Source organism: Vibrio sp. RC586, assembly GCF_000176715.1.
GTDB lineage: Bacteria > Pseudomonadota > Gammaproteobacteria > Enterobacterales > Vibrionaceae > Vibrio.
The window spans coordinates 444,448-459,867 of record NZ_ADBD01000013.1 but is presented as its reverse complement, the minus strand read 5'-3'; the positions used below and the strand labels follow the sequence as shown (position 1 = coordinate 459,867).

General features: G+C 49.8%; 14 protein-coding genes. 10 read left to right on the top strand and 4 right to left on the bottom strand.

The genetic code is table 11. The features are described 5' to 3' along the window. Positions 1-19 precede the first annotated feature (19 nt). From VOA_RS03525 to VOA_RS03550, 6 genes are all read left to right on the top strand, one after another. Positions 20-325 carry a hypothetical protein gene (locus VOA_RS03525; RefSeq protein ID WP_000253642.1) on the top strand — a complete coding sequence of 102 codons (306 nt, stop codon included), beginning with the start codon at positions 20-22 and terminating at the stop codon, positions 323-325. Between the two features lie 16 nt (positions 326-341). Next, positions 342-899: a Slp family lipoprotein gene (locus tag VOA_RS03530; protein ID WP_032468377.1), complete on the top strand. Its 558-nt coding sequence runs from the start codon at positions 342-344 to the stop codon at positions 897-899. Then, on the top strand, positions 896-1,750 hold the full coding sequence (locus tag VOA_RS03535) for an alpha/beta hydrolase (RefSeq protein WP_000767209.1): 855 nt from the start codon (positions 896-898) through the stop codon (positions 1,748-1,750). Before VOA_RS03530 ends, VOA_RS03535 begins: the two co-directional genes overlap by 4 nt. Before the next feature lie 121 nt (positions 1,751-1,871). Then, complete coding sequence (fadD, locus tag VOA_RS03540) at positions 1,872-3,572, top strand: long-chain-fatty-acid--CoA ligase FadD (RefSeq protein ID WP_000360593.1); 1,701 nt, start codon at positions 1,872-1,874, stop codon at positions 3,570-3,572. Between the two features lie 109 nt (positions 3,573-3,681). Next, positions 3,682-4,803 (top strand): ribonuclease D, encoded by a 1,122-nt coding sequence (gene rnd, locus VOA_RS03545; protein ID WP_032468411.1) that lies wholly within the window; start codon positions 3,682-3,684, stop codon positions 4,801-4,803. A gap of 150 nt (positions 4,804-4,953) precedes the next feature. Next, on the top strand, positions 4,954-6,801 hold the full coding sequence (locus VOA_RS03550; protein ID WP_001276861.1) for a M3 family metallopeptidase: 1,848 nt from the start codon (positions 4,954-4,956) through the stop codon (positions 6,799-6,801). Positions 6,802-6,891: 90 nt separating this feature from the next. Here VOA_RS03550 and rrtA read toward each other — a convergent pair whose 3' ends face one another. Further along, positions 6,892-7,446, bottom strand: coding sequence for a rhombosortase (gene rrtA, locus VOA_RS03555; RefSeq protein WP_001055421.1), 555 nt, complete (start codon positions 7,444-7,446; stop codon positions 6,892-6,894). 3 nt (positions 7,447-7,449) lie between these two features. Here rrtA and VOA_RS03560 point away from each other — a divergent pair, with 3 nt between their 5' ends. Continuing rightward, on the top strand, positions 7,450-8,052 hold the full coding sequence (locus tag VOA_RS03560; RefSeq protein ID WP_000092438.1) for a tRNA-uridine aminocarboxypropyltransferase: 603 nt from the start codon (positions 7,450-7,452) through the stop codon (positions 8,050-8,052). Here VOA_RS03560 and VOA_RS03565 read toward each other — a convergent pair. The 3 genes from VOA_RS03565 to VOA_RS03575 all read right to left on the bottom strand — a co-directional run bounded on the left by VOA_RS03565 (position 8,046) and on the right by VOA_RS03575 (position 11,378). Continuing rightward, entirely contained in the window at positions 8,046-9,371 is a 1,326-nt protein-coding gene (locus VOA_RS03565; RefSeq protein ID WP_001198181.1) for an anti-phage deoxyguanosine triphosphatase, read from the bottom strand. The genes VOA_RS03560 and VOA_RS03565 overlap by 7 nt on opposite strands. Before the next feature lie 56 nt (positions 9,372-9,427). Then, the gene (gene yfbR, locus VOA_RS03570) at positions 9,428-10,012 is read right to left on the bottom strand and encodes a 5'-deoxynucleotidase (RefSeq protein ID WP_001158192.1); all 585 of its coding nucleotides are present in this window, start codon (positions 10,010-10,012) and stop codon (positions 9,428-9,430) included. A 151-nt stretch (positions 10,013-10,163) separates the two neighbouring features. Continuing rightward, entirely contained in the window at positions 10,164-11,378 is a 1,215-nt protein-coding gene (locus VOA_RS03575) for a pyridoxal phosphate-dependent aminotransferase (RefSeq protein ID WP_001179459.1), read from the bottom strand. 213 nt (positions 11,379-11,591) lie between these two features. Here VOA_RS03575 and VOA_RS03580 point away from each other — a divergent pair, with 213 nt between their 5' ends. From VOA_RS03580 to menH, 3 genes are read left to right on the top strand one after another with little or no spacing between them, the layout of a single operon-like run. After that, positions 11,592-12,899 carry an isochorismate synthase gene (locus VOA_RS03580; RefSeq protein ID WP_000902228.1) on the top strand — a complete coding sequence of 436 codons (1,308 nt, stop codon included), beginning with the start codon at positions 11,592-11,594 and terminating at the stop codon, positions 12,897-12,899. Further along, positions 12,896-14,623, top strand: a complete 1,728-nt coding sequence (gene menD, locus VOA_RS03585; protein WP_001015135.1) for a 2-succinyl-5-enolpyruvyl-6-hydroxy-3-cyclohexene-1-carboxylic-acid synthase — start codon at positions 12,896-12,898, stop codon at positions 14,621-14,623. Before VOA_RS03580 ends, menD begins: the two co-directional genes overlap by 4 nt. Then, the gene (menH, locus tag VOA_RS03590; protein ID WP_000953143.1) at positions 14,613-15,404 is read left to right on the top strand and encodes a 2-succinyl-6-hydroxy-2,4-cyclohexadiene-1-carboxylate synthase; all 792 of its coding nucleotides are present in this window, start codon (positions 14,613-14,615) and stop codon (positions 15,402-15,404) included. Before menD ends, menH begins: the two co-directional genes overlap by 11 nt. Positions 15,405-15,420: the final 16 nt, after the last annotated feature.

The following is a 15,420-nucleotide window of genomic DNA, read 5'->3' as shown; positions in this document are numbered from 1 at the left end:
GCTAATCGATAGGAACAGTATGGTTTCAATTAATGGATTACCTCCAGCGCGGCTGCCCGGCACCAATAAAACCTCTAAAACGGGGAAAAAGGGTGAAGTTAGCCAGAGCGAGAGTGGCAAGAGCGTTTCATCGACCAGCAAAGTTGCAACGGCGGTGGCGGAATCGATTCGTCAAGTCAGTGAGTCTGATATTCATCGCGCGCAAGTGCAGTACGATTTACCCGAAGGGCGTGCTCGAAAGGCGATGGAAGAATATCTGGATGTGATGAACCAAGCGCGCAAAGAGGAACTTGCGCAGTTGCTTGGGGTCGATATCTACATCTAAAAATGAGGTCAATTCAGTGAAGATACATTTGATGAAACTTTTTATACCAGCCATCGCTTTGCTGCTGTCTGCCTGTGCGAGTTTGCCACCTGAGTTGGGCAAACCGGATGATAAAACAGTGGTGACTGAGTATGCGGCTTGGCTCGATCTGGATCCTGCTGCGAAATCACCGGTCCGAATGGGTGGAGTTGTTGCCAATATCAGCAACCAAAAAGATCGTACCCGCGTTGAATTGGTCAACCTGCCGATTGATAGCGCAGGGCGTCCCAATATTCATCAAGAGCCTCAAGGTCGATTTGTCGCTTACGTTAAGGGATTTTTAGATCCAATTACTTATGGTGAAGGTCGTTTGCTGACGCTTTACGGCGCAACCGCAGAGCCTGAAGTTGGGAAAGTCGGGGATTATGAGCACACCTACCCAGTGATGAATGCCCAAGGCTTCCATTTGTGGCGCGTTGAAGAGAGGGTAGAAGTGGATGATATTGGTCCCTACATGTTCCCTTGTCGCGGTTTCTACTGCTGGCCTCGTAGCATGCCTGATCGTGATGGGCGGATAATCCAAGAGGTCAAATGAAGCTGATCAACACCACATACTTGCTTGAACAGGGCCCGTTAGCCGCTGTGGAAGTAGGTGATGCAAAAATGGCCGAGGTATCGGTCATTTTTATTCATGGCTGGCTTGATAACGCCGCGAGTTTTTTCTCACTCATGCAGGCACTACATCATTTGTGCCCTGATTTGCATTTGTGCGCGATTGATCTGCCTGGGCATGGTTTATCCAGCCATAGAGCGGGTTATTACCCATTTCATGATTATATCGACGATATTGATCAGCTTTTGCTCAACTTATCGCCAAACAAACGGCTGCTAGTAGGCCATTCGCTTGGTGCTTTAATCGCAAGTTGTTATAGTGCCGCCTTTCCTGAGCAAGTGAACGGCTTAGTGCAGATTGAAGGCTTTGGCCCACTCTCTGAACCTGCCACGCACAGTGTCACGCGTTTGCGGCAAGGTGTTCGCTCTCGTCATACGTTACGTAACACTAAGCCTCGCGGTTATTCCAGCTTTGAACATGCACTTCGCCATCGTGCTTTGGCCAATCAGTTGCCCGGTGAGTTGTTACGTCCACTGGTAGAACGAGGCACTCAAATGCGTGATGGGCAATGCTTCTGGCGACATGATCCTAAGCTCAAAGCAGATTCTTTGTCTCGTATGTCGCCTGAGCAAGCGGCGCAGATCCGCGAGCAAGTGTGTTGCCCGCAACAGGTGATTTTAGGAACTCAGGGGTTTGCTTCGCTTAAGCAGAGAGTGCAAAAAGAGAATCTTGCGGCAATCCCGATTGATACTGTAACGGGTAGTCATCACTGCCATCTTGAACTGCCACAATCAGTCGCTGAATTGATTTTTGGCTTAGTTAACAAAATTTAAACAAGTGTTTGAGAGTTGCGTGCTCAACCACTTCGGCTGTGCTGTAATAGCGGTCAGCATTTGCATAATAACTGCATGACAACAACAAGAATAGCGCCAGCCAATAACGAGGAGTATTACCGTGGATAAACCTTGGCTTTCACGTTATCCGAAAGACGTACCGGAAACCATTAATCCTGATCAGTACCCATCACTGGTCGAAATGTTTGAACAATCGGTACATAAGTACGCGGATCAGCCAGCCTTCATGAACATGGGCGCGGTGATGACATTCCGTAAGCTAGAAGAGCGCAGCCGTGCATTTGCGGCCTACCTGCAAAATGATCTGAAATTGAAGAAGGGTGACCGTGTCGCCCTGATGATGCCGAACTTGCTGCAATACCCTGTGGCGTTGTTTGGTGTTCTGCGTGCAGGTATGATCGCGGTGAACGTCAACCCACTTTACACCCCACGTGAGCTAGAGCATCAACTGAATGATGCGGATGCGCGCGCGATTGTGATCGTTTCAAACTTTGCCAACACCTTAGAGCAAATCGTTGCCAATACTCAGGTCAAGCATGTGGTGCTGACCAGCTTGGGGCAGATGCTGCCACGCGCGAAAGGCACGATTGTCGACTTCGTGGTGAAATACGTTAAAGGCATGGTGCCTAAGTACGATCTGCCGGGAGCGATTTCGATGCGTAAAGCGCTGCACAAAGGTCGCCGTCTGCAATATGTGAAGCCGTTTATGTCAGGTGAAGACATTGCCTTCCTACAATACACCGGCGGTACAACGGGTGTGGCTAAAGGCGCGATTCTGACTCACCGCAACATGGTGGCAAACGTGCTGCAAGCCAAAGGCGCTTACGGCCCTGTGCTGCAAGAAGGTCGTGAGCTGGTGGTTACCGCGTTGCCGCTGTATCACGTGTTTGCCTTGACTGTAAACTGTTTGCTGTTTATTGAAATGGGCGGTCGTAACTTACTGATCACTAACCCGCGTGATATCCCGGGCTTTGTGAAAGAGCTGCAAAAGTACCCATTCACGGCGATTACCGGTGTAAACACCCTATTTAATGCGCTGGTTAATAACGAAGATTTCCACGAGCTAGACTTCAAAAATATGAAGTTAGCGGTAGGTGGCGGTATGGCGGTACAACGCGCTGTCGCCGAGCGTTGGAAAAAGACTACCGGTGTCCATTTGCTAGAAGGCTATGGCTTGACCGAGTGTTCGCCACTGGTTACCGGCAACCCTTACGACTTGACCGATTACACCGGAGCCATTGGTTTGCCTGTACCTTCAACCGAAGTGCGCATTATCGATGATGAAGGCAATGTACTGTCTAACGATCAAGTTGGTGAGCTGCAAGTGCGTGGCCCACAGGTGATGCAAGGTTACTGGCAACGTCCAGAAGCAACCAAAGAAGTGCTGAATGTCGATGGTTGGTTATCAACTGGCGATATCGTGAAATTTGATGATCAAGGTCTGCTGCATATTGTTGATCGTAAGAAAGACATGATTCTGGTATCGGGTTTTAACGTTTATCCGAATGAGATTGAAGATGTGGTGGCGCTGCACGGCAAAGTGCTTGAAGTGGCGGCGATTGGTCAGCCTAACGATGCTTCTGGTGAGTTGGTGAAGATTTATGTGGTGAAGCGTGATCCGAGCCTAACTAAAGACGAAGTGATTGCCCACTGTCGTAAACATCTTACCGGTTACAAAGTGCCAAAATTGGTTGAATTCCGTGACGATCTGCCAAAAACCAACGTGGGCAAAATCCTGCGTCGTGTGCTGCGTGAAGAAAATGACGCACAATTAGCGGCAAAGGCTAAAGAAAGCGCATAAGCTGTATCCATCTGCGAGTGTTTTTTAATGTTAGAGTGCCGGCCTTAACTGCCGGCATTTTCTTTCAAAAGAAGTGTCTCTTCTTTTGAGCAACAACAGCGAGTTATCTGTGAATTATCAAATTATTACCCAACTTGGCGATCTACAACGAGTCTGTCTTGCCGCCCGTGATGCGGATGTGGTGATGCTGGATACTGAATTTGTCCGCACCCGTACTTTCTTCCCACAACTGGGATTGATCCAGATGTTTGACGGGGAAAACCTGTCGCTGATCGATCCGACTGTGATGGATGAAATGACACCGTTTGTCGAGTTATTGCAGGACACTTCGGTATTGAAAGTGCTGCATGCCTGTGGCGAAGATTTGGAAGTATTCCAGAACGCGTTTGGCTGTACTCCTTTCCCTATGGTGGATACTCAGATCATGGCCGCGTTTTTGGGCTATGGTTTATCCACTGGATTTGCGGCGTTAGTGCAAGATCAACTGCAAGTTGAGTTAGATAAAAGCGAATCACGTACCGATTGGTTAGCGCGCCCACTGAGCGACAAACAATTGGAATACGCAGCGGCCGATGTGTTCTATCTGCTGCCGATGTACGAAAAATTGCTGGAGCGAGTGACTCACGCCGGTTGGTGGGAAGCGGCGCTGCAAGAAAGTGAACTGCAAGTGGCGAAGCGCATCAAAGTCAGCAACCCAGAGCACGCTTACTTAGATATTAAAGGTGCTTGGCAGCTTAAGCCTAAAGAACTGGCGATCCTCAAACCATTAGCAACATGGCGTTATCATGAAGCAGTGAACCGAGATTTGGCGCTCAACTTCGTGATTAAAGAAACGGACTTACTGACCATTTCGCGTTTGGCACTACGTAGCCCGAAACGCATGGAAGAAGAGGGTGTAGACCCGCATGCGATCCGTCGTCACAGCAGCAAAATTATTGCTATGGTCAAGGCGGCGCTGGAAACGCCAGCCGATGCTTACCCGCCAGAAATCGTGCCAATTATGGAATACCCAGGTTACAAGCAGTTGTTCAAACGTTTGAAAGATGAAGTAAAGAGCGTTTCGAACACCAGTGGCCTTGCGACCGAATTTTTGGCGTCGAAAAAACAGCTTAACCAACTGCTGAGTTGGGTGTGGAAACGCGATCGCGACCCAGCCCGCTTGCCTGATTTAATGCAAGGGTGGCGTTTGCCGCTACTGGGTGAAAAGCTTAATACGCTCGTCTCGAAATAATCCCCCATCAGTAAAATTCAATGGACAGCAGGCACTATCGCATTTCTCGGAGTGCCTGCTCGCATCACGCAGCATCGTGCGATAATGCGCCTTCATCGACTCTTCTAATCTCGACAAGAAGAGCAAGGAAAATCATCAATAAGGATTGTTATGTCTGCGACACACTACCTCAACCAACTTAACCACCGTTATCTGAACATCCATCGTGTGAAAGAAGATTTCTTCTGGGATACCTACATGGGGCTGAGTGATGATCATGCGGGTTCTGCAAAGGCACAAACCGAGTGGACTCAGTTTTTGAGCAATGGTGCGCGGATTGAAGAAATTCGTCAGCAAATCGAATTGGCTGAACAGATCTCCGACAGCGAAGAAAAAGCACAAACCTTAACGGGCTTACAAGGCTGGCTCGCGATGTTTGAAAGCCATGCGTTGGAGTCAGAGCAAGCGCAGTCACTCAAAGCCGGATTAATCCAATTTGAGGCCGATCTGTTCGAGAAAAAACAGAAGCATGTGCTGACTTACACCAACGAACAGGGCGAAGCGGTAGAAGCCTCGATTGTCACCTTAGGCTCCACGGTGCGTACTCATGATCAAGAAGCGGTACGTCGCAGCGCCCATCAGGCTTTCTTGAGCTTAGAACAGTGGCTATTACAAAACGGATTTTTAGAGCTGGTGAAGCGTCGTAATCATTTTGCGCGCAGCTTAGGTTATAAAACCTTTTTTGATTACTCTGTGGCCAAAAAAGAGAAGATGACCACTGAGCAACTGTTCACCATTTTGGATGATTTTGAACAGCGCACGCGTGATCGCCACTTCACCAGCTTAGCGGAACTCTCACAAAGCAAGGGGGAGCAAGCGCTGCAAGGACATAACTTCATCTATTCGTTTGCGGGCGATGTGATGCGTGAGCTGGATCCATACGTGCCATTTTCGCAATCGCTGCGTCGTTGGGTGGAGTCTTTTGGTCGCCTCAACATCGAATTTAGTGGCGCTGCACTGACGCTCGATTTGCTGGATCGTAAAGGCAAATACCCCAACGGTTTCTGCCATGGGCCAATTCCGGCGTTTTACGACCAAGGTCAGTGGGTGGCGGCGAAAGTCAATTTCACCAGTAATGCTAAGCCAGATCAGGTAGGCAGTGGTTACGATGGCATCAACACCTTGTTCCATGAAGGTGGGCACGCGGCGCACTTTGCTAATGTGAAGATGAACGCGCCGTGTTTTTCACAAGAATTTGCACCAACTTCTATGGCGTACGCCGAAACGCAATCCATGTTCTGCGATAGTCTATTGATGGATGCCGACTGGTTGAAAACCTATGCCAAAGATGCGCAGGGTAATACCGTACCTGACGAAACCATTAAAGCCATGGTGTTTAGCCGCCAACCGTTTAAAGCTTACGAAGAGCGCAGTATTTTGCTCGTGCCGTATTTTGAGCGAGCATTGTATGAACTGAGCGAGGAAGAGCTAACCGCAGAGCGAGTCACTGAATTGGCTCGAGCTACCGAAAAGCGCATTATCGGCCTAGAATGCAGTCCGCGTCCGCTGATGGCGATCCCGCATCTGTTATCCGATGAATCGGCGTGTGCTTATCACGGTTACTTGTTGGCGCACATGGCGGTGTACCAAACTCGCGCTTATTTCCTTGGGCAGTTTGGTTATCTGACCGATAACCCAGCGATTGGGCCACTACTGGCGAAGCATTATTGGCAGCAAGGCAATGCACTTTCTCACAATGACACCATTGTGAACCTCACAGGTGAAGGCTTTAATGCTCGCTATCTTGCGGATGCCTGTAACTTAACTCCGGAAGACGCATGGAAAAAGCAGCAGCACAAAATGGCGCAATTGGCGACGCGTGAGCAAGCCAACCCCGCTTCATTAAATGCGCAGATCCGTGTGATTGATGGTGCCACTGAGCTGGCTTCCAACCGTGATTCGGATGAGGAGATGTGCCGCCAATTTGAGGCGTACATTGCCAAACAATACGGCTGCTAATTGGTTTTTTGAGTGATACTCAACTGCTAAAAATAAAAAAGTAAGAGAAAAAAAGGCTGAACGCATAATGTTCGGCTTTTTTTATCGTGTTTATCGCGCTGCTTTACGCCGCAAGGTAAAGAAACACCCCACAGCAAGCACCAAACCGCTGATTAAACCTGCCAAGTGGGCTTCGGTGGCTACTCGCGCGCCAATCAGTTCTGCGGTACTGGCTGATGCGCCAAACCACTGCTCCCATGCCACTTTACCGATAACGCCAAGCACTAACAGCCAACTGCTGCGCCGCCCATTAAGGGCTTCACTCAGCGCGTAGTAAGCAAATAAACCATGCAAGGTGCCAGAGAGCCCAACATAAAACTGCATGTCGGAGGCTAAAATCATCCCCCCCACCGCAAGGCTGATCAGTAGCAGTGGGATCAGCAGCTGACGAGCCGTGGGTTTAAACACAAAACTGATGATCCACAAAGCGGTAAGGTTCATCGCCCAGTGGGCAAAGTTGGTGTGCGCGAAGTTTCCTGTTAGGATGCGCCACCATTGACCTTGTTCTATGGCGCTGAAGTGCCACAGAGTCAGCTCATGCAGTGGTGGCCACTGCAGACTTAAACTCAACAGGCTTATAGCCAATAACAGCAGGTAAAGATTCACGTCATGTCCCGTTATTGTTCAGAGTGTGGTAAAGCGCGTAAAGCGTGCTTGTGTCCGTCCATTGTCGCGCTGGAAAGTGCGGTTGAGCTTATCATTCTTCAACATCCAACGGAACAAAAGCGCCCACTCGGTACCGCGCGCATTCTCAGCTTGTCATTGGCCAATTGTCGGCTGTGGGTGGGGGAGGATTTTCGTGAGCATGACGAGCTAAACCAACTGCTGGCAGAGCCGGATGTGGACCACTATGTGCTTTATCCGAATGAACACGCGCAAGAATGCGCCGAGATAAGCCTTGCGACAGCGCGCAAAACGCGGGTGATTTTGCTCGATGGGACGTGGAAAAAAGCCTACAAGATGTGGCAAATCAACACTCAACTGCATGAGTTACCGAGTCTGCGTTTGCCGGACGAGTGTGTTGGACATTACCGAATTCGTAAAGCGCCGGATGATACTGCGCTTTCGACTGTGGAGGCGGGTTATCATCTGCTCCAGCAGTGGCAACCTGAGTGTGACTTTTCACCACTGCTCAAGGTGTTTGATGCCATGATTCAATATCAGATTGATCAGATGCCGGAAGGCGTTTTCGAGCGAAATTACCGTCAGTAATGACTCTGTGCCGAGAAGAGCTGCTGATGCAGTCGCTGCGCATATGCATCGGTCATTGCGGCAATGTAATCACAGATCACGCGCATCCCTTCTTCTTGCAGCTGTGCTTTTTGCCACTTTTCACCGGTGGCTTGTGGCAGTAGACGTTCTGGGTCAGCACTTAACGCTTCAAACAAATCCATGATCAGTTGCTGGCCTTTGTATTCAAAGCGCTGTACCTGCGGAATTTGAATCACGTATTGACTCACAAAGTGTTTGAGTACTTCAAGCGCATTGCCCATGTGCGGCTCGATATAAGCATTGAACGCCAACAGTTCATTATGGAAGGGCGCTTCAACTGGCTTCACGCTGATACTGGTTAAAAGGGCATTCACAATGCCGCCAATCGCATCTTTGCGCACATAGTGTTTACCAGAAAACAGCATCTCACTGAGCTCGGCAATATGTTCTTCAAACCAAGGATCGCCGCACTCGGCAAGCTGCGCTGCTGCGGCTTCTTGCCACTGCGCACGGGTTACCATACCCAGCACAATCGCATCTTCCAGATCATGCACGCCGTAAGCGATGTCATCCGCCAGTTCCATGATCGAGCAATCGAGCGATTTAAAGCGAGTTTTACGGTGTTCTTTGGGGGAGCTTGGTTCTGCGCGCATTTGCCCCAGCAATTCACGGTCTCTTTCACACAGCGGCTCCAGTACCCAGTCCAAGCTCGCGAGATCACAATTATAGATGCCTTTAGCGGGTGACCAATCTTTAGCTTTCAGTTGGCGTTGGTGGGCAACCGAAGGAGGTGGTGTAGCGGCACGCGTGGCACTCAGCAGCGCAGGGTATTTCAAAAGCCCGAGTAGCGTGCGGCGCGACAGGTTCATGCCGTGATGCTCTGTGTAAGGTTCTAAACTGGTGACGATCCGGAAAGTCTGCGCATTGCCTTCAAAGCCACCGTGATCGCGCATCATATAATTGAGCGCAATTTCACCGCCATGCCCGTAAGGAGGATGGCCGATATCGTGCGCAAGGCAGAGTGAATCAATCAAGCTGTCTGAAGGCAATAGCTCACGAAATTCCGGTTGTTTGAGTTTAATTTGTGCGACGATGCCGGTACCGATTTGCGCCGCTTCCAGTGAATGGGTGAGGCGAGTGCGATGAAAGTCATTCAAGCTCGTTCCGTGGACTTGGGTTTTGGCTTGCAAGCGCCGAAACGCCGCCGAATGGAGGATACGCGCTCGATCGCGCTGAAATGGACTGCGATGATCGTTGCGGCGAATTTTGTGCTCATCGTTGTTACGAGCTAACCACTCAGGGTTTAGGGATACTTGCATCGCGTTACTCCTTGCACAGTTTTGTTTTAACTTACAATGTCTTAAGTTATAGCGACTTAGCTGATTTCGTCCAGTGTTAATTCAAAACTCGGGGCAAAGGTTTGCAGAAAATAGTCCATCTCCTCACTGTGCCGTTCGCGCAACGTCACATCTAGGCGTTTTTTCGCTTGAGCGTATTCGTGGTTACCTGCGCTGAGTTCTTCCAAACATTTCAAATACGCGCAAATCGCATCGGCTTGCTTAACGATGGCGCTTTCTTGTGGATCGGCCGCGTTAGAAACCAGAAACGGGCGAAAATCCTCGCGCAGTTCTTCTGGGAGCATGTTCAACAAACGCAGCTCTGCTGCCGCTTCGATTTTTTTGTATTCCTTGGCGATCTCGGGATTGAAATATTTGATTGGCGTTGGCAAATCACCCGTCAGCACTTCGCTGGTATCGTGATACATGGCGAGAATTGCAATGCGCTCAGGGTTGAGCGTTCCGCCAAACTTTTTGTTTTTGATCACCGCCAGCGCGTGTGCGACAAAGGCAACTTGCAGGCTGTGCTCAGAAATGTTCTCACTGGAGATGGAACGCATTAATGGCCAGCGCTGAATCAGTTTCATGCGCGCGAGGTGGGCGAAAAAATGGCTCTCTTGCATAGCACACTCACTTCCTTGCCGATGGATTGGCTTTTCAGCGGCCAATGGCGCTGAAAAGAAGATAAAAAACAGGCTCTCTTCAGTGTACCGAAAGAGAGCCTGTTTCGCCTACCCACGACAGCAAGTCATTTTGCGACTTGCTGCCTATCTATTATTGGCTGTAAGTCGTGATAAAGCGTTCAAAGCGACTGATGGCGATTTCCAGATCTTCCACATGTGGCAGAGTCACAATGCGGAAGTGATCCGGTTTTGGCCAGTTAAAGCCACTGCCTTGTACCAGCAGAACTTTTTCTTGCACTAGGAAATCGAGCACCATTTTCTGGTCATCTTTGATCGGGTACATCTTGGTATCAATTTTCGGGAACAAGTACATCGCGCCTTTCGGCTTCACGCAAGAAATGCCTGGAATTTGGTTAATCATTTCCCATGCGCGATCACGTTGCTCCAGCAAACGGCCACCTGGCAAAATCAGTTCATTGATACTTTGATAGCCGCCAAGTGCGGTTTGAATGGCGTGCTGCATCGGCACGTTAGCACACAAACGCATCGAGGCAAGCATATCCAGACCTGCGATATAACCTTGTGCGAGTTGTTTAGGGCCAGTCAGGAACATCCAGCCACCACGGAAACCACACACACGATAAGCTTTGGACAAACCGTTAAAGGTTGCCACTAACACATCATCCGCCAAAGTGGCGATTGAGGTATGCACTGCGCCGTCATACAGCACTTTGTCGTAAATCTCATCGGCGAAAATGATCAACTTATGCTTGCGGGCAATCTCAACGATTTCCAATAAGAAATCACGGCTGTACACTGCACCGGTTGGGTTATTGGGGTTGATCAGCACAATACCACGGGTTTTTGGGGTGATTTTGCTGCGAATATCATCGAGATCGGGATACCAATCGGCTTCTTCGTCACAGATGTAGTGCACGGCTTTGCCGCCAGAAAGCGCAACCGCAGCTGTCCACAGTGGATAGTCTGGGGCAGGTACCAGCATTTCATCACCGTTGTTCAGCAGGGCTTGCATTGCCATCACGATAAGCTCTGAAGCACCGTTGCCGATGTACACATCTTCGACGTCCAGACTGCGGATACCTTTTTTCTGGTAGTACTGCACTACCGCTTTGCGAGCGGAATAGATGCCTTTGGAGTCACAGTAACCTTGTGAAGTCGGTAGGTTACGGATCACATCAACTAGGATCTCGTCTGGGGCGTCGAAACCAAATGGGGCAGGGTTACCGATGTTAAGCTTCAGTATTTTGTGCCCTTCTTCTTCCATGCGCTTAGCATGTTTAAGTACTGGTCCTCGAATGTCATAGCAGACATTATCGAGTTTTGACGACATCCCGATATTTTGCATTGTGATTTTCCTGAAAATGAACTGTTTGCTTGTTCAAACTACACTAAGTTGTCGATTTTTAGAATAAAAATCTATTATGAAAGCAGGTTAAAAACCGAGTACATGTTGCATCGATCACTTGGCGGAGCAAAAGATACCCCATAACCTTGATTTCATAGGGCTCTCTCAATAGAGTAGCCGCAGTTTACCGAATCTCACCTGTACGAGGTCGCTTTGTTGCATTTTTCTCAGGCCGTTGCTCAATTGATGGAGCAAATCCGTGGCGCGAAGGATCATGATGTTCGTTTTACTCAGTTGTTGGCCGATAAGCCACCGTTTGCGCTGATCGATTGGCTTGACGCTCAACCGATTTTCCCCAAATTTTATTGGCAGTCGCGTGACACTCGTGAAGAAGTCGTGGCGCTAGGCCAAGTTTATACTTTTACTGATCCTGCACCAGCTTACGCAATATTAGGCGATAACCAACGTGTTTGGGGGGGGCGATCTTTTGATGGCAATACGGCAAAAAATCCGCGCTGTATGTCCTCTTTTTTCTTTTTGCCGCAGATTGAACTGACTCGTTTTGATGACAGATGGTCATTGTCAGTCAACCTGAATAATGAGCCACAACGTACTCTCAGTGTGCTGCAAAAATTACTGCCCGAAGTGTCCACCTTGCGCTCAATGACGGCAGAAGTAAATGCCGTTGAACATACACCAACACTTCCGCAGTGGCATGATTTAGTTGAGAAAGTGTTGAGTGGTATTGCTCAGCAGCAGTTTAAAAAAGTGGTACTGGCACGCAACACCAAGCTTTCGTTGGATGCGCCGATCAGTGCGGCGCAACTGCTTAAAGCCAGTCATGCACAAAACCATCACAGTTTTCATTTTTTACTGGCACTCGATTCTCGCCACAGCTTTATGGGGTCGACTCCGGAGCGGCTCTATTTGCGTCACGGCCAAACGCTTGAAACTGAAGCGCTTGCTGGCACGATCGGTCGTGGTATGAATGCCGCGCAAGATATGGAGTTAGCAAACTGGTTGGCCCACGACAGCAAGAACCTCAATGAAAATCAGTTGGTGGTAGAAGACATCATCGAAAGCCTCGCGTCACACGCCGAGCAGATCCATGCCCAGAGAGAAGCGCAACTGGTGCGACTGCGTAAAGTGCAGCATCTGAAAAAACGCATTGATGCGCAGCTTAAATCGGGGGTCAATGGCGTGCAGTTACTGGGCGCATTACAACCTACCGCTGCGGTTGCGGGTTTACCTCGTCAAGCGGCACTGGCTTTCATCGCGGAAAATGAGCCTTTTGCACGCGGCTGGTACGCGGGCTCCATGGGTTATTTTAGCCATGCGCAAGCCGAGTTTTGTGTGGCGATTCGCAGTGCTCTAGTGGTGGATAAACAAGTTCAGCTGTTTGCGGGGGCGGGTATTGTACCGGGCTCCGTGGCTGAGCATGAATGGCAGGAGCTGGATAAAAAGCTCTCTACCTTACTGAGCTTGATTACCGACCGTTTACCGCTGGGAGTGGCCTCATGAACCACGACCAAGCCTTACTGAACCGTCTTTGGTCACGAGTTTTACTCGAAGAGTTAAGCCGTTTAGGCGTAACACAAGTGTGTGTGGCTCCGGGCTCTCGCTCTACACCTTTGACGCTTGAAGCACATGCCAATGCGGCGTTCACTCTACATACTCACTATGATGAGCGCGGCTTAGGTTTTGTGGCGCTTGGTCTAGCGAAAGCTAGCCAACAGCCAGTCGCGGTGATCGTGACTTCGGGCACCGCGGTGGCGAACTTGTTGCCTGCCATTGCCGAATCCAAACTCACTGGTGAACGTTTAGTCGTATTAACCGCCGATCGTCCGCCAGAGCTGGTGGGTTGCGGTGCCAATCAAGCCATTGTTCAATCTGGCATCTTTTCTCATCACGTCAATGCAACCCTTGAGCTGCCAAGTCCTGCGATACACCATTCACTCCCTTGGTTACTCACTTCGATTGATGATGTGATGGCTCGCCAAGCCTTGCTCGGTGGTTGTGTACATATCAATTGCCCGTTTCCTGAACCTTTGTATTCGGCTGGTGATGAAGCGATTTATCAGCCTTATCTGGCCAGTGTGCAAAGATGGCGCGAACATCAACGCCCCTACACTGAGCGTCACCAAAGTTTGGCGCAAAGCGCACCTTCGTCATTGGACGGCTTTTTAACCAAAGGTGTGGTGATTGTTGGTTCGTTGACATCGGATGAAGCACAAGCCGCGCAGCGTTTTGCACAAACAATGGGGTGGCCGTTACTGTGTGATCCACAATCGGGCATCAGCAGTGAGTGGGCGCATTTCGATTTGTGGTTACAGCACCAAAGCGCGAGTGATGTGCTCAATCAGTGTGAAGTCGTGGTGCAGTTTGGTTCACGAATTGTCTCGAAACGCTTGGCGCAATGGTTAGCCAATTGGTGTGGGCAAGCTCGCGGTCAATATCACTATGTTTCGCCACAGACTGAGCGTAACAACCCTTGGCATGCGATGCAGCAGCAGTGGGTGTGTGATATTCCAAATTGGGTAGAAGCGTTGCTCAGTAAACGCTTAGTGGGTCAAAATACGCAGCAAGGTTGGGCGGATGAGTTAACGCGTTATGCGCAATCGGTTCGCCAATTGGCGCAGTTGCATTTCTCTTCTTCTGCTCTGAGTGAAGTAGCATTGAGCGAAGTGGCTCTGGCGTTGGATTTAACCGAGCGAGCCACGCAAGCGGATCTGTTTTTGGGCAACAGCCTGATTGTGCGTTTGGTGGATATGTTCAGCGCGCTTGATGGGCGTGAAGTGTTCTCCAATCGCGGTGCATCCGGCATTGATGGTTTAGTGGCAACGGCGTCAGGCGTTCAGCGTGCACGACAGAAACCTCTGTTCATGCTGATGGGTGATACCTCGCTGCTGTACGATCTCAATTCGCTTGCGCTGATGCGCAATCCTCCGCAGCCGACAGTGATTGTGGTGACCAATAACGATGGTGGGGCGATTTTCGATCTCCTGCCTGTGCCGAGTGAGCAGCGTGAAGCGCTCTATCAAATGCCGCATGGAATGGACTTTGCCCACGCAGCCCAGCAATTTGGCTTGGCGTACAGTGCTGCGCAAACGCTAGAGCATTACCAAACCTTGGTGGAAGAGCATTTTGCGCAAGGTGTTGGCACTTTACTGATCGAAGTGAAAACTCCCCCCCAGCAAGCCTCTATGCACATCAAACAACTGACGTCGCAACTTCATGCTCTCTAGTCAACTGCACTTTGCCAAACCCGCAGCGCGAACACCCTTGGTGGTGTTAGTGCATGGTTTGCTTGGCAGTGGTGCGGATTGGCAACCGGTTCTCTCTCATATGGCTAGCATGAAGTGCGCGGTATTGACCTTGGATTTACCCAGTCATGGGGCGAATCTACAGCTGAATTGTGAGGATTTTGCTCAAGCGGTCGAAATGATCGAGCAAACGGTGCAAGCGCATATCACTCCTGAGGTGCCTGTGATTTTGGTTGGGTACTCGCTCGGTGGGCGATTAATCATGAATGGGTTAGCACAGGGGGCTTTTTCGAGCCTTAATCTACGAGGGGCTGTCATCGAAGGCGGCCACTTCGGACTGCAAGATGACGAGGAAAAAGCAGCGCGTTGGAAAAATGATGAGCAGTGGGCACAGCGCTTTGCTAAGCAACCGATTGAGCATGTGTTGAGCGATTGGTATCAGCAAGCGGTATTTAGTTCACTAAACCATGAGCAAAGACAAACTTTAATTGCGCAACGTAGTGCTAATCTTGGCTCATCAGTAGCACATATGTTACTGGCAACAAGTTTGGCTAAGCAGCCGTATTTATTGCCAGCACTACAAGCACTTACTCTGCCGATACACTATGTGTGTGGCGAGAAAGACAATAAATTTCAGCAACTCGCACAGCATTGCGGGTTGAGTTACAGTCAGGTTGCGAATGCGGGCCACAATGTACACCACGAACAGCCGCAAGCGTTTGCCAAGATTGTACAAGCGATGATCCACTCAATCACCAATTGAGTGATAACGACAATGG